The sequence below is a fragment of the Vibrio sp. 1-Bac 57 genome, assembly GCF_037546855.1.
Lineage (GTDB): Bacteria > Pseudomonadota > Gammaproteobacteria > Enterobacterales > Psychromonadaceae > Psychromonas.
On the sequence record NZ_JALAAC010000012.1, the window covers coordinates 91,598 to 115,860 of the forward strand.

Sequence of the window (24,263 nt, forward strand, 5' to 3'; positions counted from 1 at the left end):
TTGACCGTTCTTGTTCTCATTAATTCATTTTTTTTAAAAAAATCAGCTTCATTCTTCATAAATATTGTTGCCAAGCGCCTGCTCCTGTATCCTAGCGCATCATTATCATTCCATTTTTGATTGCAGGCAGACTGAATATGCAAGAGTTATACAACCCTAAAGAAATTGAAGCGAAATTCCAAAAGTATTGGGATGACAATCAATCATTTAAAGCGACAGAAGATCCATCAAAAGAAAAATATTACTGCCTCTCAATGTTTCCATACCCAAGCGGCAAGTTACACATGGGACACGTGCGTAATTATACCATAGGTGACGTAGTTTCTCGCTTTCAACGTATGCAAGGAAAAAATGTAATGCAACCAATGGGTTGGGATGCATTTGGCTTACCTGCAGAGAACGCTGCACTTAAAAACAACACTGCACCAGCAGGTTGGACCTATGAAAACATTGCTTACATGAAAACACAGCTTAAACAGTTAGGTTTTGGTTATGACTGGAGTCGTGAGTTAGCAACATGCCAACCAGAATATTACCGTTGGGAACAGTGGTTTTTCACTAAATTATTAGAAAAAGACTTAGTGTACAAAAAAATGGCAACGGTTAACTGGGATCCTGTAGACCAAACTGTACTCGCTAACGAGCAAGTTATCGACGGTCGCGGTTGGCGTTCTGGTGCAGTTGTTGAGCAAAAACAAATTCCACAGTGGTTCATAAAAATTACTGCCTATGCACAAGAATTATTAGACGATTTAGATCAACTAGACGAATGGCCTGAACAAGTACGTACTATGCAACGTAACTGGATTGGTCGCTCAGAAGGTATTGAGATGGACTTTAAAGTAGCAAACAGCGATCAAAGTTTCTCTGTTTATACTACTCGTCCAGATACCGTAATGGGAGTAACTTACGTTGCTGTCGCTGCACAGCATCCACTTGCACTAGAAGCTGCAAAATCTAACCCGGCATTAGCCGCATTTTGTGAAAGCTGTAAGAACGTTAAATTAGCGGAAGCTGAATTAGCAACTATGCCTAAAGAAGGTGTTGATACAGGCTTAAAAGCGATCCACCCGATCACTGGACAAGAAGTACCTATTTGGACGGCTAACTTTGTATTAATGGGTTACGGTTCTGGTGCGGTTATGTCGGTGCCGGCTCATGATCAACGCGATTACGAGTTTGCTAAAGAGTACGGTCTGGATATTAAAGCCGTGATCAAACCTGCTGATGCAGAGGTAGATGTAAGTAACGAAGCTTATACAGAAAAAGGTGTTTGTTTTAATTCTAGTGAATTTACTGCATTAGATGGCTTAGACTTTACTGCAGCATTTGATGCAGTAGAAACACGATTAGTAAGTGAGAATAAAGGCAAAAGACAAGTTAACTTCCGTTTACGTGATTGGGGTGTTTCTCGCCAACGTTATTGGGGTGCGCCAATTCCAACATTAACACTTGAAGATGGCACGGTTGTACCTGTACCCGAAGATCAATTACCGGTTGTGTTACCTGAAGATGTCACCATGAACGGCATTGTTTCGCCTATCAAAGCGGACCTGGAGTGGGCTAAAACGACTTATAACGGCCAACCTGCGACTCATGAAACTGATACGTTTGATACCTTTATGGAATCAAGCTGGTATTACGCACGCTATTGCTCACCGCAAAGTGACGATAAAATGTTAGACCCAGCTAAAGCGAATTACTGGTTACCGGTTGATCAATACATTGGTGGTATTGAACACGCTATTTTACATCTTTTATACTCACGCTTTTTCCATAAATTACTACGTGATTTTGGACTAGTAGATTGTGATGAACCTTACAAAAAATTGCTAACGCAAGGTATGGTATTAGCAGATGCTTATTACTATGAAGATGCTAAAGGCGGTAAAGTTTGGGTATCTCCAACTGAAGCAATCACGGAAACTGATGCTAAAGGTAAAGTTATTTCTGCTAAGACAGCCGCAGGACAAGTCCTTATTTATGATGGCATGAGTAAAATGTCTAAATCAAAAAATAATGGGATTGACCCACAGGTGATGATTGATAAATACGGCGCAGACAGCGTACGTTTATTCATGATGTTTGCAGCACCTGCAGAACAAACATTAGAGTGGTCTGACTCCGCATTGGAAGGCTCATTACGTTTCCTTAAACGCTTATGGAGATTAGCATTTGAACATGTAGCGTTAGGTGAAGTAGCGACCTTAGATATTAAAGCGTTCAACAATGATCAAAAAACTTTACGTCGTGAGTTACATAAAACTATTGCTAAAGTAAGCGATGATGTCGGTCGTCGTCAAACCTTTAATACTGCGATTGCAGCAGTTATGGAGTTGATGAACAAACTAGCTAAAGCGCCAACTGAAGCAGCGCAAGATCGTGCTATTTTACAAGAAGCATTAGTAGCAGTGACTAAAATGTTATCGCCTATCACTCCACATATTTGTGCTGAGTTATTCACCCTATTAGGCTCAGAAGATGACATTTTGTCAGCACCTTGGCCAACGGTTGATGAATCAGCACTAGTTGAAGATTCAAAACTGATTATTGTTCAGGTAAATGGCAAGCTGCGTGCAAAATTAACTGTCGCTGCTGATGCAACACAAGCAGATGTTGAAGCACTTGCTAATGCAGATGAGAATGTTAGCAAATTTACTGAAGATAAAACGGTGCGTAAAATTATTTATGTACCCGGTAAACTACTTAACATTGTTGCCAATTAATCGTTGCTAATTAATCATTGCTAACGAGCTGTTAGTAAGTAGAATTAATGAGTAATTAACGTTAATAAGTAATACTTTAATAGCGAGCATTACTCGTTTATTTTAACAAACCTCTCACTTTATTTAATTAGATTGAGGGGTTTGTTCTTAAATAGAATAGCAAACGTCGTTTGTTCTCTAACCTCAATTAAATGCTATCAAAAGGCTGTTTATGCACTCATTTAACCTTCAAGCTTTGTATCGTCATAGATTGTTTTTAACAACCTTAGTCATGACTCTTTTACTCAGTGGTTGCGGATTCCACCTTAAGCACAACAATGGTTTAGTTGAAAAGTTTCCAGAAATTTACTTACAAACTAATAATCCAAAGGGTGAATTAGCTCGCTTAGTGAGATTGCGATTACGTGGTGCAAACATTAAAATTTTAACTGAATCATCACCAAGTTCTGCAATATTACACCTTAAGTCAGAACGTCAAAGTGAACGTACCATCTCTTTATATGCAAATGCTCAGAATGCAGAAAAAGAAATTGGTTATGTCATGACGTACTCTTTGAAGTTGCCTAATTATACTCCACGTGATTTTAACGTTAATTTGTATCGAGATTTTCTAGACGATTCAACACAAGCCTTAGCTAAATCTAGAGAAGCGGAATTGTTGACCAAAGAGCTACGCGCAGTGGCAGCAGATCATGTTATTTCGACTATGTTAAGCATGCAAGATCCATCGGCTGAGTAATTTCAATGCGCATTTATCCAGAGCAATTAAGTAGCCATATTCAAAAAAAACTGCCCAGCTGTTGTTTAATCTTCGGCGATGAACCTTTATTGTCCATTGAAGCTTTTGAACAAATTCAATCTCATGCCAAAAATCAAGGCTTTCTAGAACGTTTTAGTTATAGTTTGGATGGCAGCTTTGATAAAGACCAAATATTTAGCCAGTTTAATACCCTATCTTTGTTCTCTGAAAAGCAAATTATTGAACTCACCCTGTCTAAAACAACAAAAGAAAATACTGACTTTATTCGCGAAATAACCCCGCTATTAAATACAGATATTCTATTGGTGTTAAAAGGCCCTAAGCTAAATAGTCAGCAACTAAAAAGTGTATGGTTTAATAAATTAGAGCAACAAGGTTTATTTATTTCAACCAATGCCCTATTACCACAGCGCTTTCCACAATGGTTGTTTCAGCGCCTTAAATTTGTTGGCTTAACTGCTAATTCGGAAGTCATCGATTTTCTAGTGTTACATTTTGAAGGTAATTTATTAGCCGCCAAACAAGAAATAGAAAAGCTCTCTATTTTATTTCCTAAGCAACATTTACATCTTGCGCAAGTGGAACAAAGTATTACTACCCATAATCACTTTAGCTTATTTCAGTGGGTGGATAGCCTCTTGGCTGGTGATAAAGCACGTAATGCACGTATCATTAAACAATTGCATGCTGAAGGCACTGAGTTATTGTTACTCAGTGCAACGATAAGCAGTGAAATACAAAAACTACTTTCCTATGCATATCAACTCAAAAAGCAGCCACTAACAACTTTATTGGCGCAACAAAAGCCAAAACTGTGGCCTGCGAAACAAGCCTTACTCACGAATGCTTTAACCCGACTAAACACCAAGCAATTAGAAAATATGCTGATTCAATGTGCGCAGTTAGAGGTCTCGGTTAAGGTTGAAAATAAATCTGATACTTGGTTACAGTTAGATGCAATCTGTTATCAATTTTTAAAATAAAGCTATCCCTAAGGACACCTTGCGATGAACAAAAGCAACCAAACAGCAATAGGTTTTTTAGGCGGCACCTTTGACCCCATTCATTTTGGACACCTACGCCCTGCACTCGAAATTCAACAAGCTTTAGATTTACAAGCTTTGTACTTAATGCCTAACTATATCGCTCCCCATAAATCTAAAAGCTTGGCAAGTGCACAACAACGTATTGATATGGTGCAACTAGCGATTCAAGATACACCCACTTTGCAACTCACAACACAAGAACTTTTACGACCTTCTCGCAGTTATACGATCGACACCTTAAAACTGCTAAGACAACAGTATCCCGAGACTCCTTTGTGCTTTATTATGGGAATGGATTCACTGATTCAATTTGATTCTTGGTATCGATATCAAGAAATATTGAGCTATTGTCATTTAGTTGTCAGCCACCGACCCGGCTGGGAGCCACAATTCAATAGTGTTATCAGTGAATTATTAAGAAAACATCAAATAAGTGACCCTGCCCAATTACATCAGTTTTTGTCGGGTCATATTTATTTTCAAAGTACAACACAGTTGGCTATATCGTCATCTGAAATACGCGATTTACTCGCAACAAATAAAAGTATTAACTTTTTAACTCCACAACCTGTATGCGCTTATATAAAAGAACAACGATGTTATAAATAACCTATCGCACCACTGCCAAATAAGGAACAACATTATGTTAGCTCTAATTAAAAAGACAGTAAGCAAGCCCCTCAACAATATCGTCATATCCTGTTTGTTATTATCCGTAAGCCAAAGTGTATTTGCAGTCACCTCAGTGGTGACTGAAACACCAATCATTACGCCTCCTGCTTCGCAACCCGCTATTTATAGCCAAATGTCTATTCATCACCCAGTGTGGGCAAGAAGTGGCATGGTCGCAACACAAGAGGCAGTAGCCACTCAAATAGGTCTCGATATTTTAAAGCAAGGCGGTAATGCAGTAGATGCAGCCGTTGCAGTGGGCTATGCATTAGCAGTCACTTTGCCAAGAGCAGGTAACCTAGGCGGTGGTGGTTTTATGTTGGTCTACCTTGCAGATAAAAAACAAGTGATCGCCATTGATTATCGAGAAAAAGCCCCTGCTAGCGCATCACGTGATATGTATCTTGATGCAGAAGGTGAAGTGGTACCTGACCTTTCTAAATTTCATGGTCTAGCGATTGGTACTCCGGGCACAGTGATGGGCTTAGAGCATGCCCGTAAAACTTACGGAAGCTTATCTCGTGAACAACTGATGGCACCTTCGATTAAGCTAGCTGCACAAGGCATCGAGGTAACTGCAGACTTAGCTAACTCGCTGACAGCAATGCAACAGCGTCTTAGTCAATGGCCAAACACGCGTAACATCTTTTATAAAAAAGATGGCTCAAATTATCAAGCGGGTGATCTACTCAAACAAACTGATTTAGCAAAAACATTAACTTTAATCAGTGAACAAGGTGAAAAAGGGTTTTATCAGGGTCCTGTTGCAAAAGCGATTGCTAACAGTATTAAAGAAGCTGACGGTGTGGTCAATGAAGAAGATCTAGCCAATTATAACATAGTAGAGCGTGAAGCCATTAAAGGCACTTACCGTGGTTATCAAGTTTTCTCTATGCCACCACCTTCTTCAGGCGGCGTGCATATTGTACAGATTCTTAATATGCTTGAAAATTACGATATCACCGCAATGGGACACAATAGTGCGCAACATATACATACATTAGTCGAAAGTATGCGCCGTGCTTATGCAGACCGGAGTTTACACTTAGGTGATAGTGATTTTGTAAAAGTACCAGTAAAAACATTAATCAGTAAAAAATATGCAAAACAGTTAGTTGCGGCTATTAACCCAGATCAAGCAACATTAAGCAAAGATGTACAACCTGATGCTAACTTACCCTATGAAAGTGACCAAACAACACATTTTAGTATTGTCGATAAATGGGGCAATGCAGTAACTAATACTTATACGTTAAATTATAGTTACGGGTCGGGTATTGTTGCAGAGGGAACAGGTGTTTTATTAAATAATGAAATGGATGATTTTTCAGCTAAACCCGGCCATGCTAATGGTTATGGTTTAATTGGTGGAGAAGCAAATGCGATTGCACCAGGTAAGCGCCCACTTAGCTCAATGAGTCCAACGGTTATTTTAAAAGATAACGCGTTATTTATGGTGACAGGTACACCCGGCGGTTCTCGTATTATTACCACCACATTGCAAGTTATCTCTAACGTTATCGATTATGGTATGAATGTCGCAGAGGCAACCTCAGCAACACGTATTCACCATCAATGGTTACCCGATTATATTCGTATTGAATCAGGTTTAAATGCCGATACAATCAAACTATTAGAAGCGAAAGGACATAAACTAAAACTTCAATCTACCATGGGTAGTACACAAAGTATCATGAAAAAAGACACCGGATTATTTGGTGCTTCCGATCCCCGTACCCCTTCTTCATTAAGTATGGGTTATTAGTTTATTAGTTTATTAAAAGTGATAGGCCGCTGAAAGTGTGCCAAAACGACTATCTTCCGACTGATCTTTATATTGGTCGGAAGAATAGGTCAGACTATACATCAAGTTCCAGTGAGAAATATTAAACACCGCCCCCACCGTTGCTGCAGTTTGCCAATGAATTAAATCCACATGATGACTACTGTTAAAAGTATTACCATCGATAAAGATGTCATTTAATACATAAGAACCTGATAAATTAGCAAATATATACCAACCAGCTGCATTAGGCGTTTGCCCTTTTAATTGCTGTATCGGAAAAGGCGTGCTCGAAGCAAAGCTCGATTGTAATTGCTGTCCCCAGCGAACCCCAACCCCAACACTTGCATCGGATAATAAGTTCCCCGCTCCTGCACTAAGGCCAGAAATAAAATCAATCTCAGAACTTCCAAGGTCAACGCTAGCATTACGCCATAAGCGCTTTAGTTGTAACCTTACAACAACTTCATTATCTATTTGATTATCCCAGCCCATGGGCTGATTGGCACTGAGTTGTTCATGGACCGACTTTTGTACCACTTTGGCACCAGCTGCAGGACCTACAATGCCAATTGTTAAGCTGAGGTCATCGATAATAGATTGATTATAAGCAAGTATATTGACTTCCCAAGCTAGAAGACCAACATAGGGAGCATCTTCTTCAATGAGCGTGGTTTGTTTAATATCGACAGGTGTTTGAATAAATTGACCAAGATTGTAATGAATTGCGTATTGTCTATTTGCTAGGGAGCTTAAATATGTTCTATCCGTTAAATATGCGATCCAATTAGGCAAGCTATCATTGTCTAGGGCATCGATATCATAATATCCCCAGTTCACCATCAAACCATTACTATAGCCTCCATCGTCATCAAAAAAGAGATCGTTTTCAAAGCTACCACCAAAATAATCAAGTTCCTCGCTTGAAGCAATAATGGGCATCGTGAATAGACTGATGATAAATACAATAAAATAGTTCATAGACTTCCCTGTATTAAAATAATGAGAGACTTCAGCTTATCTACTTATGATTTAAGCTGTATCAGCATCGCGATACAGCTTCAAATAATGATTGAGAGAACTAATGCTATTTTTGTAAATGGTGTAAAAGTAATTTTTGAATGCTTACTTTAGTCTCTTTTTCTGGGGTCATAAAAGCAAGTCCATACTGTGTATGGCCATTGGCAATTGATGTTTGAATATTTTTTAAAGCCACAGATAGCTGAACACTTTTATCAGCACTACTAGCAGCGCTTTCATCTTCAAAGGAGATCGAAAGACGGTATAAGTTATGTAAGTCTAATGCTTCTTTTTGACGAGTAATAAAAGCACAACCTTGAATAGAAATATCACTTAAAAGACCTGTAACAAGGACTGAGTTAGCATCACTATCTAGTAAAGAAGCTTCTATTTTTACAGCGACTCTAAGATGTTGGCGTAATTCTGCAGATTCAATGGCTTTAGGGTAGTCTAAAACTAACCAACGCCCTGCAATGGTCATTATTTTTTGTATTGAAGAGCGGAATGCAATCACACTGGCTTGTTGATCTTCATTATTCATAAAGCGCACAATAACGTCTTTTGATTCTTTAATATGAGGCGCGGCTTTTTCCCAGGTAGCATCGTTACCAAATGCCAAAATAACTGACATATTAGGATCAACACCAATTAAACGTGTTTTTAAACGTATCGGTTTAGTGGCGGTAATAATTTGTAAATGTACGAGTTCACCACAATTCACTTGGTTTAAGCGAACAAACTCCCGATTATCTATTTCAGCCACTAGCATCCCTTCATTTTTGTTGTCACTGCTTCATCAATTAATTTATTCAATCACTTATCATCATTACTGAACAAATTAACCTTGTTCTACAAAAGAGATTCAAGGTGAAAGTGATGTTTCAGTAAGAGATAGTCGTTAATTATGCCTAAAAAACCCATTTGCGCATAATAGTTCCTTGAATAATAGAGGCTTAAATACGATATAAATCATAAATAAGTACGTTAAAGCAATATTAACTATTAGCTACCTTACACAAACATCGATTTCCCTCCTTTTAGACTTGGTTAAATGGCATGGCCATGATCAGCAATTAGTTATCACGCCTATGATCAGTTATGATCGACCTTAATGACCAATATTCAAGACCAGCAGAGAGATACAAAATGACTCAACCTATTGTTACAAAAAAACAGCTGATTGATACCCTGACCCTATGGGAACAAAGCAAAATTGATAATGAACAACTTCAAGACTGGATGGTGACACACTTTGATCCACCAGAAACCTTGATTGGTGAAGATGAAGCAGAGCTAGTACAGGAAGCAATGCATATCATTATGAATGAGTATGAATTAGCGAAGCTTGATAAATTTAAACCAGAGGGATATAACTTTGCGATGCAATTTTTACAATGCACAGAGGAAAATTTTGTGCAATTAAGAAAGCAGTTCATCCACCAAGGTTTTAGTGACTAACTTCTATAAGATTTAGCTATTCCTTTATTATATCAACTTGCAATTTCAGACCAGCTGCAAGTTGATAACTTCGTATACTTTGATCTACAGATAATTTGATCAATAGTTTCATTGAGCACTGAAGTCAAATATTCAACTTATTTAAATCGATTTTGCATTATAAAGTTAATATTAGAGAGTAAGTAATAGGCAAATTAAAGCTGGAATATATAAAGTTTGGAACTTATATAAGTGAAATAGGTAAGCCCTCTATTACCCGCTAACTAATAACTTATAACCTTATAACCTTATAACCTTATAACCTTATAACCTTATAACCTTATAACCTACCAACCAATTACCCACTAAGCATTAAAACCAGCGATAATTAAGCTTAATTGCACCTGATATGTGCGTTAACATTTATAAGCGACGGGAAAAAAACTTTAAAGATCAATGTGCATTTTATAATAGGGTACGTTTTTTTTAAAGAATACATCACCACTTTGGGTACAACCAAAGCGCTGATAAAATGGTAATGCAGAGGCTCTTGCGTCAAACCATAAATAGTTTATATCCACCATTTTTAATGATTCAATCAGGTGATTTAACATTAATGAACCGATCCCCCTTCCTTGATAAGATTCAAGCGTTGCAAACTTCCTCAATCTCGCTCTATTTTTTTCAAGGTAAAGTGAAGCTACACAAATTATCTGCTCATTTAATATCACGCCAAAATGTAATGCTTCTGCATCACCTTCTACCTGACAGAATTCAGGTGATTCGTTAGGCCATAGCACCTGATGTCGAACAGGGATTGTTTGTTGCCAGCTTAACTTGATAACTTGAGGATTGAATATATTTTCCATCTTAATTTTTCGAAATAGTTATTTGTGAATAAGTTACTTAAAGACTAGTTACTAGCGGAGTCATTACTTTCAAAGCCGATACTTTATAAAATAATCACTTGTAAAATAGTTACTTGTAAAATGAAACTTACTGATCATTTACGTTAGTGGCTTTATCACATTGACAACGCCAACAAATATCAAAAGAAGATGCATTGGTTTCATTACAATTTTTACAAACCCAATCGGCTCCTGATTTTTCAGACTGTGATTCATTGGCAATAGCTTCTGCTTGTTCAAAATCAGCATCATCAAACACCCAAACTTCAGGCCAACAATCGAATGCGGCAGTCTCACCTAAGGCACCCTGTGCAAATTCATTTTTGATAAATACTTGGATCGATTGAGCTTCAATTAAGTTTTTTACGTTATTAACAATAAAGTGGTTTTCATTACTGAATACTAATTTCATTTTTTATACTCATCATTTTATAGTTCAGATTACCAACCATATTTATTGAATCTAGGCTCATTTATCGATGATTAAACAGGCAGTGATTATTAATCTTTGTATAACCAAAGCTTCCAATAAGTAATCAGCCAACTAAATTTAACCTAATAATTTTAATTGGCTCACTAATTTTCAAAGCAATTAATTAATCAACAAATATTTCCATTTCTTCACCAATTTGCTTACGCATATCCATTAGTTTCATGGCGGTATCATGCTGCTTAATATCAGCTTCTGTTTCTGGTATCCATTGTGGTACTTGCTCTGATTGACCATTCTGATCAACAGCAACCATGATCACAATACAATGTGTAGTTGTTCGCTTGTTAAGAGACTTTGGATCACAAGCATTCACTTCTAACGCAATGTGCATCGATGATTTACCGGTGTAAATTACCTTTGCAAGTACTTCTACCAAGCTGCCAACATGAATTGGCGCCACAAAACGAATACCACCCGCGTATGCAGTAACACAATAACGACCACTCCACCCTGCCGCACAGGCATAAGCTGCTAGATCGATCCATTTCATAACAGCACCACCGTGAACTTTGCCTCCAAAGTTAACATCTTGTGTTTCAGCTAAAAATCGAAGGGTAATATCGCGTTGCGGTTTTTTCATAGGTATTCTCTAAATAGGGTAAGTTAAATGAGTTTATAGTCTAGATGAATTTATCGTCTAAATAACCTGTTAGCAAATAATTAATTATGCTATTCATCAATAATTAGTAATATGACTCGCTTATAAGAGAAGATTATTAGTAGAATCGGCATTGATTCTTAAATTGATGAATAAAGTACTAAGATATAGTTACTTCATATAGTCGATTTAGCCCCCTTCTTATCCATCAAATTTGTAACTTCACATATTATTTCCACGGTAAAAAATTACTCACCACTTTTGTTGATTTCAAGATTAAGTTAATCACTTATTATTTGAATCTTAGTTTTTCTCAGGCACATCGTTTAAACTTTTCAAAACTAAACAATCTTCAGCATCTTCACCTGCACAATTATCAATCATGGTTAATAACTCTTCCTCTAACGCCTTTAACTGCTCAATTCTTTTTCTCACATCAGTTAAGTGATGTTGCGCGACTTGATGTGCTTGGTGAGGGTCATGGCGTTTACAGTCTTGCAAATGGATCAATTGTTTAATTTCATCGAGGCTAAAACCTAATGCACGGCTGTGGCGAATAAAATGTAATCGTTGGCATTGTGAACTTGTATATTGCCGTTGATTACCAGCACTGCGCATTGCTTTATCTAACAACCCAATCTCTTCGTAATAACGAATGGTGGGTATTTTACATTGTGTTTTTTTACTTAATTGTCCAATCGTATAAATCATTAGATACCTATATTTTTTAAAATAACTAAATAAAATGCTTGAACCTCTAGTTACTAGAGCTTATATATTAAATTCATAAAATCATTTTACAATCTAAAAGGGTTATTTTATGGCAGGATGTTGCAATCATAAGGCAGATTTTACAGGTATGGATCCCGCTTATAAACGAATATTAGTGGCGGTGATCCTTATTAACGCAATCATGTTTTTTGTGGAAATGTTTGCGGGAGTAAAATCAAACTCTCAAGCACTACAGGCTGATGCCTTGGATTTTCTAGGTGATACGCTAACCTACGGTATTAGCTTATGGGTGATCGGCAAATCATTATCTTTACGTAGTCGTGTTGCATGGTTAAAAGGCGTTAGCTTATTAGCCATGGCAATATGGGTTTTATCATCCACATTGTATAAATTTTGGTTCATAGAAACCCCCGATGCAAGCATTATGGGCAGCATCGCTATTCTCGCTTTTATCGCGAATGTGGTCAGTGTTTTATTACTCATGAAATATAAAGATGGAGATGCCAATATACGCTCTGTTTGGTTATGCAGCCGTAACGATGCAATTGGTAATTTAGTAGTATTAGTGGCTGCCTCCGGTGTATGGGTCACAGAAAGTGCGCTACCAGACTTAATCGTTGCTGCATTTTTAGCGACTTTATTTTTAAGTTCAGCAAAGCAAATCATTCAACAAGCTAATAGCGAGAAAAAACAACAGGCGGATGCCAAGCATCATCAACATTAACCACTTCTAAAATAAGAAATGTACCAACTTTTCTCATTCACTATTGAGCAGTTTTAGCTGAATGAGAAAATATATACCCAAATTAATGAATAACTTACCCCCACTTCAGAAATATTTAACATGCACTTATGATCGTAATTTGCCACAATCAATTATCACTTTTTTGAAGAGAGCACTTATGATCCCTATTTTATATTCATTTCGTCGCTGTCCTTATGCCATGCGCGCAAGGTTAGCTATTGCGATTAGTGAGCAAAAGGTACAATTAAGAGAAATCGTATTAAAACATAAGCCACCAGCTCTACTGGCTATTTCTCCAAATAAAACAATTCCTGTGTTACAGATTGATCAAAATCAGGTGTTGATTGAAAGTTTGGAGATAATGGTCTGGGCACTCTCTAAGCATGATCCTGAACGTTGGTTAACGGATCAATTACCGCAGATGCTAACTTTAATCGATAGCAACGATTATGAATTTAAACCATGGTTAGATAAATATAAATATGCCGATAGACATCCAGAACAAAGTGAAGCTTATTATCGTGAGCAAGCTGAAGATTTTATAATGGAGTTAGAGCTACGATTAAATCGTCAACCTTACCTTTTTGCCGAACATATCACGCTTGCCGATATGGCTATTTTTCCTTTTATTAGACAATTTGCCAGCGTCGATAAAACTTGGTTTGAACAAAGTCCGTATCCTCAAGTCAAACAATGGTTAGCAGGTTTAATGGGTAGCGATTTATTTAATGCTTGCATGAAAAAACACCAGACGTGGTTAGATTCAGGTAAAGCAGTTGAATTTCCTTAACCATTATTTGACTTAATTTGAACGCTTAAATATCACAAATTTTATGTCGCGAAAAAACACCACACAGTTTAAAAATAACTTATTGTTTTATTTATGAAATTTATCAGTCCACAATCCGTTCTTTAGTAATAAGAAAAGTAAACGATTAGTGGTGATAGTATTCTTCTTAACGTTTTTTTAACCCAAGGTTAACTACTCTCAATGATTGATTTTATGGACAAGGTTTTAAAATGAGCAACTCACTCACAACATATAATAAACTAGCCAAGCTATTACATTGGTTTTCAGCCATTATGGTCATTGGATTATTTGCAGCAGGTTACTGGATGGTAGACCTTAGCTATTATAGTGAATGGTATCAAAAGGCACCACATTGGCATAAATCATTTGGTTTATGCTTTGTGGTGATCACCTTAGGACGATTGATATGGAAGTTAATATCGAATGCACCTAAAATTGAAGGTTCAGCTTTTGAAAAAAAAGCCGCAACCTACGCACATTATTTGATATACGTATTGTTATTCACCATGTTTTTATCTGGCTATTTAATATCTACAGCAGATGGGCGTGGTATCGCCGTCTTTAATTGGTTCGAAGTGCCTGGATTAGGCTCATTTATTGAAAACCAAGAAGATCTTGCAGGGCAAGTCCATGAATATGCAGCTTATATATTAATCGGTTTATCAGGCTTACATGCGCTTGCTGCTTTGAAACACCATTTCATTGATAAAGATAATACACTGAAAAAAATGCTTTAGTTATTTCAAACCCAGTTCTACGTTAAATTTACTCAACAAGGAAAACACCATGAAAAAAGTACTCATCGCGTCAGCTTTAAGCGCAGCAATAGCTTTACCAATGAGCGCAATCGCAGCAGATTATAAAGTAGATACAACCCATGCTTTCGTTAACTTTAAAGTTAGTCATTTAGGTTACAGCTTTATTCAAGGACGCTTTAATAAATTTGAAGGACAGTTCAGCTACGATGACAAAAATGTAGCTGCGTCTAAAGTCTCTATTAACCTTGATACAACTAGCTTAGATACAAACCATGCAGAGCGTGATAAGCATCTTAAAAGTGATGACTACATTAACGCGGGTAAATTCTCTACGGCAAAATTTGTTAGTACAAGCGTTGCTGAAACAGCTGATGGCGGTTTAACAATTACTGGAGATATGACTTTCCATGGAGTGACTAAACCGGTTGTTGTTGATGCTAAAGTGATCGGGCAAGGCGACGACCCATGGGGCAATTACCGTACGGGTTTAGAAGGAACAACACGCTTAGAATTAGCTGATTTTGGTATGAATGTACAAGGTGCATCAACTTACGTTGATTTGGATATCGTTTTAGAAGGTATTCGTCAGTAATATAACAATAGATTCAAATCTTAATAAGTTAATAAAAAGAGCAGCAGAAAGCTTTCTGTTGCTCTTTTTATATATTGTTTTTTAATAACCACTTTCTACATCTAAAAAATATATTGACTGTTTATTAGCGACATCTGTTATCCAGATAAATGCTTAGCTACTTTCAGCTTTCCCGCTGTCCTTACTCAATGGTATTGAACGATATAATTTGACTATATTATTTGACTATATTATTTGACTATATAATTTGACTATAATATTTGACCTTGATCCTTTCTAGCGCCTTTATATTTTCTGTTACAACCACTTGTTACAATAACTTAGTGGTATTTTTCAGCATAAAAACACGTTACACTTTTTGTGTACTTAGCAAACAACGGTGGAAATATGAGTTTAGAAAAAAATACCGCTATAGATAAAAATACTATTTCAAATAAAGTTGATGCTAACAGTCATCAGTTAACTTCACCGCTTTGCGTTTCTGAGCAATGGCTTGAACGTTTAATTGAAGAACCCAATAAAAAAAGACGTTTAGACCAACGCACTCCCTTTCAACGAGATAAAGCGCGCGTGCTACATTCTGCTGCTTTTCGTCGTTTACAATCTAAAACCCAAATTCATAATAATGGTCTCAGTGATTTTTATCGAACTCGCTTAACACACTCCTTAGAAGTCGCACAAATAGGCACTGGTATTGTTGCTAATTTAAAAATTATTCAACCACAGTTTGAAGATATTTTACCCGGCAATAACTTAATCGAAACTATCTGCTTAAGCCATGATATTGGGCACCCACCATTCGGTCATGGCGGAGAAACCGCACTTAATTATATGATGATTAAACACGGTGGATTTGAAGGTAACGGTCAAACCTTTAGAATATTAACTCAACTTGAACAATACACTGAGCATAATGGCATGAATTTGACGCGTCGTAGTTTGTTAGGTTTATTAAAGTATCCCGTTTGCTTGAGCGAAATTAGCACCTCCTATCCAGTGGATAATAGCCGTAACTTTCGCCAATTAAAAACCGAAGAATGGATGCCAGCTAAAGGTATTTATGACCACGATAAAGCACTGTTAGAGTCTGTTCTTGCTCCTTTATGCAGTAGTGATCGACTTTTATTTGGCAGTAAAAGAACACCTGTTAATGATTCAAAACAGCACCATAAATCTAAGTACAAATCATTAGATTGTTCAATAATGGAAATTGCAGATGATATTGCCTATGGCGTACATGACCTTGAAGATGCAATTGCAATGGGCATTATTAATAAACCATTATGGCAAGAAAAGGTACTCAACCAGTTATCCTCCATCGAAGATTTTTGTTTGCGCGATAACCTGCAAGAGATCACTGAGAATCTATTTTCATTGCAACACTTTAAACGTAAAGATGCGATTGGTGCTTTAGTTAATGCCTTGATCACATCAATCAGTATTCAGCGTGTTAATAAACAATTTATCGAGCCCTTATTAGCCTACAACGCCTACTTAGATCCAGCGATGTTTAAAGCATTAGAGATACTAAAAGGCTTTGTTTTAAACTATGTGATTAAAAGTCCAGATTTACAAATATTAGAATATCGTGGTCAGCAAATTGTGATGGAACTATTTGAAGCATTTAAGGCAGGACCGTTACGCTTTTTACCTGAACGAGCAAAACAACTATGGAAAGCTCAAGATGGCGATACATCACGTGAACAACGAGTTATCGCAGATTATATATCTAGCTTAACGGATAACCATGCGCTGCGTTTACATGCCAGCTTGTTTAGTAGCAATCAAACCGCTCCAATGATTGGCGAACATGCTTTTTAATCGAGAAGAATCGTTTTCGCCCCGAAACGACACAGGAGGCTAACGCGAAAACGCCCCTATTGCGAGTTACAGAATTGAAATCAGTAGTCAATATTATCTAGTCTCAACAGCCAGGAAAGCAAACAAAAAACCACTTTCTCATCACCGGTGTTTTTCAAGACATTTAAAATGAAAATTTTTATAAAACAATCACTAACAATAGGTTGTTCACTCATTATTTTTGCTTCTAAACAAATTTCGCCAAGCATTAGGTGTTGTATCAAATCGCTGTTTAAAGTGTTTACGAAATATTTGTTCTGAGCTAAACCCTGCTTGTTCTGATATATGAGTAATAGATAAGGCTGTTGACTCTAGTAACTCTTGACTACGATTTAGCCGTAAATTATTCAGCCATCGTTTGAAGCTTATTCCTTGGTTAGCTTTAAAGTAACGACTAAAGCTTCGAATACTCATTGCACAATATGAAGCCACCCATTCTATTGAGTAATCATCAGTTAAGTTTGTCTGGATGTATTCTATTAATTTAACTAAGCGCTCATCACTCCCTCGTTCAATGGCCGGGTGTTCAATGTATTGGTTTTGACCACCATCCCTTTCGGGTGATGAAACCATCATCCTAGCTATGTGATTTGATTTTTTTATACCGTAAAAATATTTAACGATATATAAACAACAGTCTATCGCAGCGGCACTGCCAGCAGAGGTAATAATATTGTCCTGCACTATAAATAATGGGTTACTTTCAAATTGAACTTGAGGAAACTTTAATGGAAAATCTTCGCTCATTTTCCAGTGAGTTGTTGCACGCTTTTTAGTTAATAGACCTGAATAACCAAGCGCATAAGCCCCCAAACATAAACCGACTACCATTTTATTATTTCTAGAGAGGTTTGTTATGAGATTAATAAGTCTTGTACTAGGTCGAATTTCAGGCTCCCAACTGGGAAAGATAACTATATCAGCATGTTGAATAATGGAAAAATCCTCTTCAACAATGAAACTAAGACCATTAGCGAAACTTAATTGCCCTTTCTGTTCTGCACATATTTTTACGTCAAATAATTTTTCACTATTTAGTGCCGCATCGTTGAAAATAGCCGTAGGGACAGATAAGTGAAACATGCTAATTCTATTGAAAACCACTATCACCACGTTGATCATATAGACTGGCCTAAAAGTAATGTTATGTGTCATTTTGACCATTATAGCCTTAACTAAAAGACTTTAAACTTACTTCATTGAATTAATAGAGGTGTAACAATGAACGTTGTAATGAGCTATTCGCTGGCAGATGAGATTTTAGAAACGTATAAACCTGTCATAAAAAATGACTTTAATGGCTATCGTAACCATGTGACCCGAATGCTAAATTTTTGCCATTATTTAATGCCAGATATAACAATGGAAGATAGTAAAAAAATACAAATTGCGGCGGCCTTTCATGATATTGCATTATGGACGCATAACAGGGTTGACTATTTAGTCCCATCATATCAAGGCTGTCATCAATATCTTGAAAATGAAGGCTTAGAGGATTGGAAGGAAGAGATTCAAATTATCATTGATATGCACCATTTACTCTTTACTTATAAAGGGCCGTATGAAAAGTTAGCTGAAGTATTTAGAAAAGCCGATTTAATTGATTTCTCATTGGGTCTCGTTAAAAATCGTATCCACAAGGCTTTTATCAAGCAGGTACGAAATGCAATACCCAATGCAGGGTTTCATAAGACATTAATGCGATTTACCGTGGTTCAACTTAGTCGTAACCCGCTCAATCCAGTGCCCATGATGCGCTTTAAAAATATCTATAAAAAATAATATTCGAGCAAAAGTTTGTGTTTCAAAACCCAATGGACGGTCGCTCAAAGCGGATGTGAAGGTCACTGAGTAGCAAGCTTCCTCCCCTTTGTGCAAAAGCGATCATCTTAGGAAAGCTTATTTATGACAGCAATGTGATCATAGCAGAGGTTTATAGCGGCTTATTAATGTTAACCACTAATACAAAGAACATTAGTTTATTTTTCTAAGGTGGTTTGTGTCCCTTTGCGAGTTATGAATCTAAAGCACTATCGCCCCCATTGCGACTTATATCAGAACCTAATTACTAAAGAATGCAAAATGAAAGACTTGACCCCAGTCACTTTATGCCGTATATCAGTTATAATGCATTTTATATTAGAAACTGAGTGTTTTTATCAAAAAAATATAGACATATATTCTATAAAATTAATGAGGTAAACATGAAAATAAAATTTTTAACTCTAATAGTCGCAGCAATTCCACTATTGATGGCTAATACTGTTGCCCAAGGTGCTGATAACAAGGATGAAGTTAACGCATCCACGTCATCAAAACCATCAACATTCCGCACTGCGGGTAAAGCAAACATGCAAGATATTAGTATAATAAAACCTCAGGATAAAAAGAAAATATCAACAAAAGCAGGCAGCGGCGGCGGTGCAGGTAAAGCAAACATGCAAGATATTAGTATAATAAAACCTCAAGATAAAAAGAAAATATAAACAAAAGCAGGCAGCGCCGGTGCAGGTAAAGCTAATTTTCGAGAAATTAACATGGATAAATAGCACTAGATTTCCCCGCTTAAAAGGACGCCTTTTCTAAAAAGAAGAGGTGTCACTTACCATGATATACAAAGCTAGACAATACCTGACAATATTTTTTACAAAAAGCACTTATGCACGACGAACACAACGAAATATATAGTGGTAATAAGGTGTATCTGATAACGCCACTTGATAAAATTAGGGTCTGGTCTTTCATTTTGCATTTATGACTATTACTTGTTATCAGTCGATATAATTCGACTTACTAATGAATAATGTATTTTGAAATAAATGCCGATTTCTTTCATTGTATATCCACCTGACTGGTAAGCTTTTATAATCGCTTCATTGCGAGTATTGGATTGGTCTTGGTAACTTTTTAACGTCAGTGGCGACATAGAACGTTGTTTAAACGGGATTTCAGATACATCCCCTTCAAGTAACTCTTTTAATAATTGATGTTTTTCTACAAAGGCATCATCACCTAAATATATTTGATGCTGTAAATCATCCCAGATGGTTTTATTCACCCTCTCTCCTACAAAGTGAATATATTCTGCAATCGCTACTGACCGATTTTTATCAAAATAATTTAACAATGCATCCGTTGCTAACCAGTTTGGGGAGGCTTGTTTTCCAACCATACAATGCCAACTACTCCACAACCATTCATCAGGCGTATCAACCATTTCTGCACGCACAGGATTTAAAACAATATAACGGCAGAGTTCTAATAAATAAGCATCCTTATCAACCAGAATAGCTTTATAGCGCCCTTAAAAAAGGTGCCCTACTCGACCGTGCTTTCTATTAATTGATTGCGTAAATACACCGTTTAACTGGCGCATTCCTTTACTCAAATTAGCATCGGGAGTCTCAACAAGTAGGTGGTAGTGGTTATCCATTAAACAATAAGCATGAATAACCCAGTTAAAACGTGAACAAAGGGTATTTAATAAATTAAGGAATATCTCGAAATCACTGTCTTCCAGGTAAATAGCCTTTCTTTCATTACCACGCGATGTAACATGATAAAGCGCACCTGAAAATTCTAAACGTAAAGGACGACTCATAAATACCCCTATAAATTAACAGTCACATCGCAAATATAGGCTAAATAATCAACAAATTCAAAATGAAAGACCTGACCCCATTGTGCACCATTGTGCATTAATTACACATACAAACTTACCGGAACACTTTGGGAAGGTCGTTTCAAGTATTGCTTAGTGCAAACCGAAGAATATTTAATCCAACTATATCGTTATATTGAACTCAACCCTGTGAGAGCCAATATGGTTAATGACCCTGCCGAATAGGTATGGTCAAGCTATCAAATCAACGCCCTAGGTAAAACCTCTCAGCTTTGTACTCCACATCAGGTTTACTTCAATAAGCAACGACTCTCAAGCAAGGCAATCATCTTACCGAGCCCTATTTCAACATCAATTAGATGCAAAAATGATTAACGATATTCGTCAAGCAACCAATATAGGCATGGTAATCGGCAGCGACATATTTAAAGACTAAATAGAAAAAATAACGGGTAAAAGTATGCACTCAAAGAAAATGGGACGCCCTTTTAAGGTAATAGAATAAAGTTTACTTTGCCCCTACTTATTTACACTCCTCACCAATAAAACCTAACATACCCGAGAAAAACCTAAGTGATTTTTAACAAGTAATGAAACCATTTATGTCTTATTTTTGGCGTAACATCATGCGTTGCATGGAATTATATATTCAATTATTTCAAATATTAAAAAAACTAAAATTGCACTTATTATGCGAATCTAGGAAGTAATTGGTTACACGAAATAATAAAAAATAAACTGAGATACTATAATACAGAAATAACTATTTTTCTCGTTCCCATGGTCTCCGTGGAAATTTTTTGCCGATTCATTAATTGAATATACTCTCATTCTCATGGTCTCCGCTGTCTCTTATGCACAATTATGAATCAACCAAGATCGAGTCCTTTTCTTCGTGCCCTCAGTGAAGCGAAGCGTCTTCGCGATGAGTTTGGTATTTTTTTTGAGAAACGAGAATCAATGGGGTCGTGTCTTGCCTTTTGCTACTTACGCTCTCTATTGGGAGAAAGCGAGCGTAAATATGGTGATCTCAATAAATAAATAATGCAAAATTTCTAAGTAGCAATGTTCTCCTCTCCGCCTTACAAAGCTAACTCACTAACGCCCCCCCCGTAGCTAGTTTTATTTCATGCCAACAACACAAGAAAATAAGCAACATTGTCACTTTTATTGGTAAAGACTATGCTCATTTAATGATCTATTGATAGCAATTATTTCGGTTTACCGTCATGTTGCTCTTTATTCTTTTGCATTTTTTCCTTTTCTCTTTAGGCACCGTCCTCTCGGTTCGTCGCCCTCATGGAGCACGACTTCTGAATGCAGAAACTGTGCAGCCTCTGCAGAACCCTTAACTTTAATAGCACTGCGCTCTAACATTTCTGCTTCAAACCCAGTCAATACACTTTCCCTCACGCCTGCTTTTCGCCATTTCGATAAGGGTCTACACCCTTTTTTGATCCCCCTAGCCAGTGCCAGCGCATCCAGCAAAGCTTGATTTGCACCCTGCCCTTTGAATGGACTCATCGGGTGAGCCGCATCTCCGATCAAGGTCACCTTATCCCCTTTCGCCAATAAGTCAGCCTCGATTGGTGCTCGATCATAAACGGGATAACCAGAAATCTGATTTACCCGCGTCGCTGTTAAAATCTGGGGAATAGGATCGTGCCACTGACATCGCCGACATGCTTCTTCCTTGAGTGCTTGAGTTCCTTGAGCACTCAACGCCTTAGCCTCTTTTTCTGACAGTGGGAAGCTCAGCTGCCACATCACCGAGTTTGATGTATAAGGCATCATATAGATCCGCTCATTACCATTGGCTGTTTGGAATACCGTGGCCGAATCCAGCAAAGCACTATCAATACCTTCTCCCGCACCTTCAATATCAGCCAAAGGACAAATCCCTAAAATCACAATACAACCTAAGTAACATAATGGGGAAACCTCCTCACCAATCAACAACCTGCGCACCGAACTACGAATGCCATCCGCCCCCACAACAAGATCCGCATTGGCGAGCTTCATCTGCCCATTTACTTGAAAGCTCAAATCCACACCTTCGTCTTGACGTTCTGTAAAATCCACCAAATGGTGCCCCCACTGCACCGCATCATCTCCACCTAACTGCTCAAGCAGAGCCAAGCGCAACGACTGCCTGGCTATATGCACATTGGTGCGCTTCGGTGAAGTTTTCTCATCTGACAGCCCCAATTTTCTTTTTCCCCATTCACCGACCACTTTGCCTTCTATCGTATGAACCACATGTCGAGTTGAAATGACTCCCTCTTCTAACGATAAAATCCCCAATCCATCGATCGCTCTAGCCGCTTGTTGCAGCGTGAGCCCATAGCCCTGAGAACGAGTATCGAAGGCGCTATCACGTTCATAAAGAGTAAAAGGAATTCTACGGTGCAAACAAGCTACGGCAAGAGCCACCCCGCCCATTCCCGCGCCAATAATGGCAAGGTGTGGGTAGTTTTCTTTATCAGCTAAAGGAAGAGTCGCAGAATGAATCAACCCTGATCCTTTACAGTTCACGCATGTATCGCGGTGACTCTTAGGACGAACGGGTGCTGCCCCTTGGCTGTTGGTTTTTTCAAATTGCGCTAACTCGCTCTGGTAGCGGAGTCTCACTTTCTTGCGCAGCCCCTTACTTTTTGTGCCACATCCCTGACATTCAGGACAAATAGTCCAGTTATCATCTTCATTTCTCATCAATTCTACCCACTCTTTATTTAATTCCCTTCAATAAGAAAAATATCAGCCGATACGACTGACGTTGAGGCTAGCTGTTAATTTAAGTCAGTTGTAATAAATGGGGTCAGAGTAAACTTAAATTTATCAGCTATACTCTCTAGTTCAAGTCATTTTAACAGGGAAGTTGCACATGCCAAGATCCCAAAGAATTTGCCCCATCGGTATTCCTCAACACGTTATTCAACGAGGTAATAATCGCCACCTTTGCTTCACGTCTGAACAAGACTTTAAAGCATATGCTAGATGGCTAAAAGAGCATTCACGTAAATTTAATGTTGAAATTCACGCGTGGGTATTGATGACAAATCATGTTCATTTGCTTTTTACTCCTTAAAAAAGCCAATGCTGTTAGCCTTATGATGCAATCACTTGGTAGACAATATGTCAGATATTTTAATTACACATACAAACGTACCAGAACACTTTGGGAACGTCGTTTCAAATCTTGTTTAGTGCAAACCGAAGAATACTTAATCCAACTATATCGTTATATTGAACTCAACCCTGTGAGAGCAATATGGTTAATGCCCCTGCCCAATACGTATGGTCAAGCTATCAAATCAACGCCCTAGGTAAAACCTCTCAGCTTTGTACTCCACATCAGGTTTACTTCAATAAGCAACGACTCTCAAGCAAGGCAATCATCTTACCGAGCCCTATTTCAACATCAATTAGATGCAAAAATGATTAACGATATTCGTCAAGCAACCAATAAAGGCATGGTAATCGGCAGCGACACATTTAAAGACCAAATAGAAAAACTAACGGGTAACATCATGCATCCAAAGAAAATGGGACGCCCTTTTAAGATAATAAAATAAAGTTTACTCTGACCCCATTTATTTTATGGCTCAACTTGAAGCATAGATATCACCCAACGTTGCAACGCATCTTCACTGTAGCGCGGATGCCAAGCAGCGATAACATCGAATTTATCGGGAGACTC

Annotated in this window: 26 protein-coding genes and 1 pseudogene; 16 read left to right on the forward strand and 11 right to left on the reverse strand. The window is 37.6% G+C overall.

The window, feature by feature from the left end; translation table 11 throughout:
• Positions 1-137: 137 nt before the first annotated feature.
• The 5 genes from leuS to ggt all read left to right on the forward strand — a co-directional run bounded on the left by leuS (position 138) and on the right by ggt (position 6,969).
• Positions 138-2,726, forward strand: coding sequence for a leucine--tRNA ligase (gene leuS / locus MT391_RS10005; protein ID WP_499497818.1), 2,589 nt, complete (start codon positions 138-140; stop codon positions 2,724-2,726).
• Between the two features lie 211 nt (positions 2,727-2,937).
• Complete coding sequence (locus tag MT391_RS10010; protein WP_299660779.1) at positions 2,938-3,465, forward strand: LPS-assembly lipoprotein LptE; 528 nt, start codon at positions 2,938-2,940, stop codon at positions 3,463-3,465.
• Between the two features lie 5 nt (positions 3,466-3,470).
• Positions 3,471-4,469, forward strand: a complete 999-nt coding sequence (gene holA, locus MT391_RS10015; RefSeq protein WP_166372669.1) for a DNA polymerase III subunit delta — start codon at positions 3,471-3,473, stop codon at positions 4,467-4,469.
• Positions 4,470-4,493: 24 nt separating this feature from the next.
• Positions 4,494-5,141 (forward strand): nicotinate-nucleotide adenylyltransferase, encoded by a 648-nt coding sequence (nadD, locus tag MT391_RS10020; protein ID WP_499497821.1) that lies wholly within the window; start codon positions 4,494-4,496, stop codon positions 5,139-5,141.
• A 34-nt stretch (positions 5,142-5,175) separates the two neighbouring features.
• Entirely contained in the window at positions 5,176-6,969 is a 1,794-nt protein-coding gene (gene ggt, locus MT391_RS10025; protein WP_166372667.1) for a gamma-glutamyltransferase, read from the forward strand.
• Positions 6,970-6,981: 12 nt separating this feature from the next.
• Here ggt and MT391_RS10030 read toward each other — a convergent pair whose 3' ends face one another.
• Positions 6,982-7,968 (reverse strand): lipid A deacylase LpxR family protein, encoded by a 987-nt coding sequence (locus MT391_RS10030; protein WP_499497823.1) that lies wholly within the window; start codon positions 7,966-7,968, stop codon positions 6,982-6,984.
• A gap of 106 nt (positions 7,969-8,074) precedes the next feature.
• A complete protein-coding gene (locus MT391_RS10035) occupies positions 8,075-8,770 on the reverse strand; it encodes a PilZ domain-containing protein (protein ID WP_499497825.1) in 696 nt (231 codons plus the stop codon).
• A 383-nt stretch (positions 8,771-9,153) separates the two neighbouring features.
• Between MT391_RS10035 and MT391_RS10040 the strand changes: the two genes are divergently transcribed.
• Positions 9,154-9,465: a hypothetical protein gene (locus tag MT391_RS10040; protein ID WP_166372664.1), complete on the forward strand. Its 312-nt coding sequence runs from the start codon at positions 9,154-9,156 to the stop codon at positions 9,463-9,465.
• 425 nt (positions 9,466-9,890) lie between these two features.
• Here MT391_RS10040 and MT391_RS10045 read toward each other — a convergent pair whose 3' ends face one another.
• From MT391_RS10045 to MT391_RS10060, 4 genes are all read right to left on the reverse strand, one after another.
• Entirely contained in the window at positions 9,891-10,313 is a 423-nt protein-coding gene (locus MT391_RS10045; protein WP_499497827.1) for a GNAT family N-acetyltransferase, read from the reverse strand.
• Between the two features lie 127 nt (positions 10,314-10,440).
• Positions 10,441-10,764: a putative signal transducing protein gene (locus MT391_RS10050; RefSeq protein WP_166372662.1), complete on the reverse strand. Its 324-nt coding sequence runs from the start codon at positions 10,762-10,764 to the stop codon at positions 10,441-10,443.
• A gap of 184 nt (positions 10,765-10,948) precedes the next feature.
• Positions 10,949-11,425, reverse strand: a complete 477-nt coding sequence (locus tag MT391_RS10055) for an acyl-CoA thioesterase (protein ID WP_166372661.1) — start codon at positions 11,423-11,425, stop codon at positions 10,949-10,951.
• Positions 11,426-11,746: 321 nt separating this feature from the next.
• On the reverse strand, positions 11,747-12,154 hold the full coding sequence (locus tag MT391_RS10060) for a MerR family transcriptional regulator (protein WP_205963097.1): 408 nt from the start codon (positions 12,152-12,154) through the stop codon (positions 11,747-11,749).
• A 109-nt stretch (positions 12,155-12,263) separates the two neighbouring features.
• Here MT391_RS10060 and MT391_RS10065 point away from each other — a divergent pair, with 109 nt between their 5' ends.
• The 5 genes from MT391_RS10065 (at position 12,264) to MT391_RS10085 (ending at position 16,902) form a co-directional block, all read left to right on the forward strand.
• Positions 12,264-12,899: a cation efflux transmembrane domain-containing protein gene (locus tag MT391_RS10065; RefSeq protein WP_166372660.1), complete on the forward strand. Its 636-nt coding sequence runs from the start codon at positions 12,264-12,266 to the stop codon at positions 12,897-12,899.
• Between the two features lie 178 nt (positions 12,900-13,077).
• A complete protein-coding gene (locus MT391_RS10070; RefSeq protein WP_499497829.1) occupies positions 13,078-13,710 on the forward strand; it encodes a glutathione S-transferase in 633 nt (210 codons plus the stop codon).
• Between the two features lie 230 nt (positions 13,711-13,940).
• Complete coding sequence (locus MT391_RS10075) at positions 13,941-14,468, forward strand: cytochrome b (RefSeq protein WP_499497830.1); 528 nt, start codon at positions 13,941-13,943, stop codon at positions 14,466-14,468.
• A 49-nt stretch (positions 14,469-14,517) separates the two neighbouring features.
• The gene (locus MT391_RS10080) at positions 14,518-15,081 is read left to right on the forward strand and encodes a YceI family protein (RefSeq protein WP_499497832.1); all 564 of its coding nucleotides are present in this window, start codon (positions 14,518-14,520) and stop codon (positions 15,079-15,081) included.
• 387 nt (positions 15,082-15,468) lie between these two features.
• The gene (locus tag MT391_RS10085; RefSeq protein ID WP_499497834.1) at positions 15,469-16,902 is read left to right on the forward strand and encodes an anti-phage deoxyguanosine triphosphatase; all 1,434 of its coding nucleotides are present in this window, start codon (positions 15,469-15,471) and stop codon (positions 16,900-16,902) included.
• A 207-nt stretch (positions 16,903-17,109) separates the two neighbouring features.
• On the opposite strand, the gene MT391_RS10090 is transcribed toward MT391_RS10085, so the two are convergent.
• Positions 17,110-18,105, reverse strand: coding sequence for a GlxA family transcriptional regulator (locus tag MT391_RS10090; protein WP_499497836.1), 996 nt, complete (start codon positions 18,103-18,105; stop codon positions 17,110-17,112).
• A 57-nt stretch (positions 18,106-18,162) separates the two neighbouring features.
• On the opposite strand from MT391_RS10090, the gene MT391_RS10095 reads away from it, so the two are divergent.
• Complete coding sequence (locus tag MT391_RS10095; RefSeq protein ID WP_499497837.1) at positions 18,163-18,723, forward strand: HD domain-containing protein; 561 nt, start codon at positions 18,163-18,165, stop codon at positions 18,721-18,723.
• A 422-nt stretch (positions 18,724-19,145) separates the two neighbouring features.
• Complete coding sequence (locus MT391_RS10100) at positions 19,146-19,427, forward strand: hypothetical protein (protein ID WP_499497838.1); 282 nt, start codon at positions 19,146-19,148, stop codon at positions 19,425-19,427.
• 275 nt (positions 19,428-19,702) lie between these two features.
• Here the strand turns inward: MT391_RS10100 and MT391_RS10105 are convergent, their stop codons facing one another.
• Entirely contained in the window at positions 19,703-20,158 is a 456-nt protein-coding gene (locus tag MT391_RS10105) for a hypothetical protein (protein WP_499497839.1), read from the reverse strand.
• An 87-nt stretch (positions 20,159-20,245) separates the two neighbouring features.
• Positions 20,246-20,542, reverse strand: coding sequence for a transposase (locus MT391_RS10110; RefSeq protein ID WP_499497840.1), 297 nt, complete (start codon positions 20,540-20,542; stop codon positions 20,246-20,248).
• An 885-nt stretch (positions 20,543-21,427) separates the two neighbouring features.
• Between MT391_RS10110 and MT391_RS10115 the strand changes: the two genes are divergently transcribed.
• Positions 21,428-21,604, forward strand: a complete 177-nt coding sequence (locus tag MT391_RS10115; RefSeq protein WP_166372648.1) for a hypothetical protein — start codon at positions 21,428-21,430, stop codon at positions 21,602-21,604.
• Positions 21,605-21,802: 198 nt separating this feature from the next.
• Here the strand turns inward: MT391_RS10115 and MT391_RS10120 are convergent, their stop codons facing one another.
• On the reverse strand, positions 21,803-23,275 hold the full coding sequence (locus MT391_RS10120) for an FAD-dependent oxidoreductase (RefSeq protein ID WP_166372647.1): 1,473 nt from the start codon (positions 23,273-23,275) through the stop codon (positions 21,803-21,805).
• Between the two features lie 172 nt (positions 23,276-23,447).
• Here MT391_RS10120 and MT391_RS10125 point away from each other — a divergent pair, with 172 nt between their 5' ends.
• Positions 23,448-23,651 (forward strand): transposase, encoded by a 204-nt coding sequence (locus MT391_RS10125; protein WP_205963096.1) that lies wholly within the window; start codon positions 23,448-23,450, stop codon positions 23,649-23,651.
• A 349-nt stretch (positions 23,652-24,000) separates the two neighbouring features.
• Entirely contained in the window at positions 24,001-24,138 is a 138-nt protein-coding gene (locus MT391_RS10130) for a hypothetical protein (RefSeq protein WP_240923673.1), read from the forward strand.
• Between the two features lie 23 nt (positions 24,139-24,161).
• Here the strand turns inward: MT391_RS10130 and MT391_RS10135 are convergent.
• Positions 24,162-24,263, reverse strand: a pseudogene (locus MT391_RS10135) (LysR family transcriptional regulator); the annotation flags it as partial.

Excerpts from the sequence above, each read along its gene's own strand:
- MT391_RS10080 (WP_499497832.1), top strand. The coding sequence starts at position 14,518 with ATGAAAAAAGTACTCATCGCGTCAGCTTTAAGCGCAGCAATAGCTTTA.
- MT391_RS10040 (WP_166372664.1), top strand. The coding sequence starts at position 9,154 with ATGACTCAACCTATTGTTACAAAAAAACAGCTGATTGATACCCTGACC.
- MT391_RS10130 (WP_240923673.1), top strand. The coding sequence starts at position 24,001 with ATGATTAACGATATTCGTCAAGCAACCAATAAAGGCATGGTAATCGGC.
- MT391_RS10050 (WP_166372662.1), bottom strand. The coding sequence starts at position 10,764 with ATGAAATTAGTATTCAGTAATGAAAACCACTTTATTGTTAATAACGTA.
- MT391_RS10075 (WP_499497830.1), top strand. The coding sequence starts at position 13,941 with ATGAGCAACTCACTCACAACATATAATAAACTAGCCAAGCTATTACAT.
- MT391_RS10045 (WP_499497827.1), bottom strand. The coding sequence starts at position 10,313 with ATGGAAAATATATTCAATCCTCAAGTTATCAAGTTAAGCTGGCAACAA.
- MT391_RS10105 (WP_499497839.1), bottom strand. The coding sequence starts at position 20,158 with ATGGTTGATACGCCTGATGAATGGTTGTGGAGTAGTTGGCATTGTATG.
- MT391_RS10085 (WP_499497834.1), top strand. The coding sequence starts at position 15,469 with ATGAGTTTAGAAAAAAATACCGCTATAGATAAAAATACTATTTCAAAT.
- MT391_RS10060 (WP_205963097.1), bottom strand. The coding sequence starts at position 12,154 with ATGATTTATACGATTGGACAATTAAGTAAAAAAACACAATGTAAAATA.
- MT391_RS10110 (WP_499497840.1), bottom strand. The coding sequence starts at position 20,542 with ATGAGTCGTCCTTTACGTTTAGAATTTTCAGGTGCGCTTTATCATGTT.
- MT391_RS10100 (WP_499497838.1), top strand. The coding sequence starts at position 19,146 with ATGAAAATAAAATTTTTAACTCTAATAGTCGCAGCAATTCCACTATTG.
- MT391_RS10095 (WP_499497837.1), top strand. The coding sequence starts at position 18,163 with ATGAACGTTGTAATGAGCTATTCGCTGGCAGATGAGATTTTAGAAACG.
- leuS (WP_499497818.1), top strand. The coding sequence starts at position 138 with ATGCAAGAGTTATACAACCCTAAAGAAATTGAAGCGAAATTCCAAAAG.
- MT391_RS10120 (WP_166372647.1), bottom strand. The coding sequence starts at position 23,275 with ATGAGAAATGAAGATGATAACTGGACTATTTGTCCTGAATGTCAGGGA.
- MT391_RS10125 (WP_205963096.1), top strand. The coding sequence starts at position 23,448 with ATGCCAAGATCCCAAAGAATTTGCCCCATCGGTATTCCTCAACACGTT.
- nadD (WP_499497821.1), top strand. The coding sequence starts at position 4,494 with ATGAACAAAAGCAACCAAACAGCAATAGGTTTTTTAGGCGGCACCTTT.
- holA (WP_166372669.1), top strand. The coding sequence starts at position 3,471 with ATGCGCATTTATCCAGAGCAATTAAGTAGCCATATTCAAAAAAAACTG.
- MT391_RS10115 (WP_166372648.1), top strand. The coding sequence starts at position 21,428 with ATGAATCAACCAAGATCGAGTCCTTTTCTTCGTGCCCTCAGTGAAGCG.
- MT391_RS10065 (WP_166372660.1), top strand. The coding sequence starts at position 12,264 with ATGGCAGGATGTTGCAATCATAAGGCAGATTTTACAGGTATGGATCCC.
- MT391_RS10030 (WP_499497823.1), bottom strand. The coding sequence starts at position 7,968 with ATGAACTATTTTATTGTATTTATCATCAGTCTATTCACGATGCCCATT.
- MT391_RS10090 (WP_499497836.1), bottom strand. The coding sequence starts at position 18,105 with ATGGTCAAAATGACACATAACATTACTTTTAGGCCAGTCTATATGATC.
- MT391_RS10055 (WP_166372661.1), bottom strand. The coding sequence starts at position 11,425 with ATGAAAAAACCGCAACGCGATATTACCCTTCGATTTTTAGCTGAAACA.
- ggt (WP_166372667.1), top strand. The coding sequence starts at position 5,176 with ATGTTAGCTCTAATTAAAAAGACAGTAAGCAAGCCCCTCAACAATATC.
- MT391_RS10070 (WP_499497829.1), top strand. The coding sequence starts at position 13,078 with ATGATCCCTATTTTATATTCATTTCGTCGCTGTCCTTATGCCATGCGC.
- MT391_RS10010 (WP_299660779.1), top strand. The coding sequence starts at position 2,938 with ATGCACTCATTTAACCTTCAAGCTTTGTATCGTCATAGATTGTTTTTA.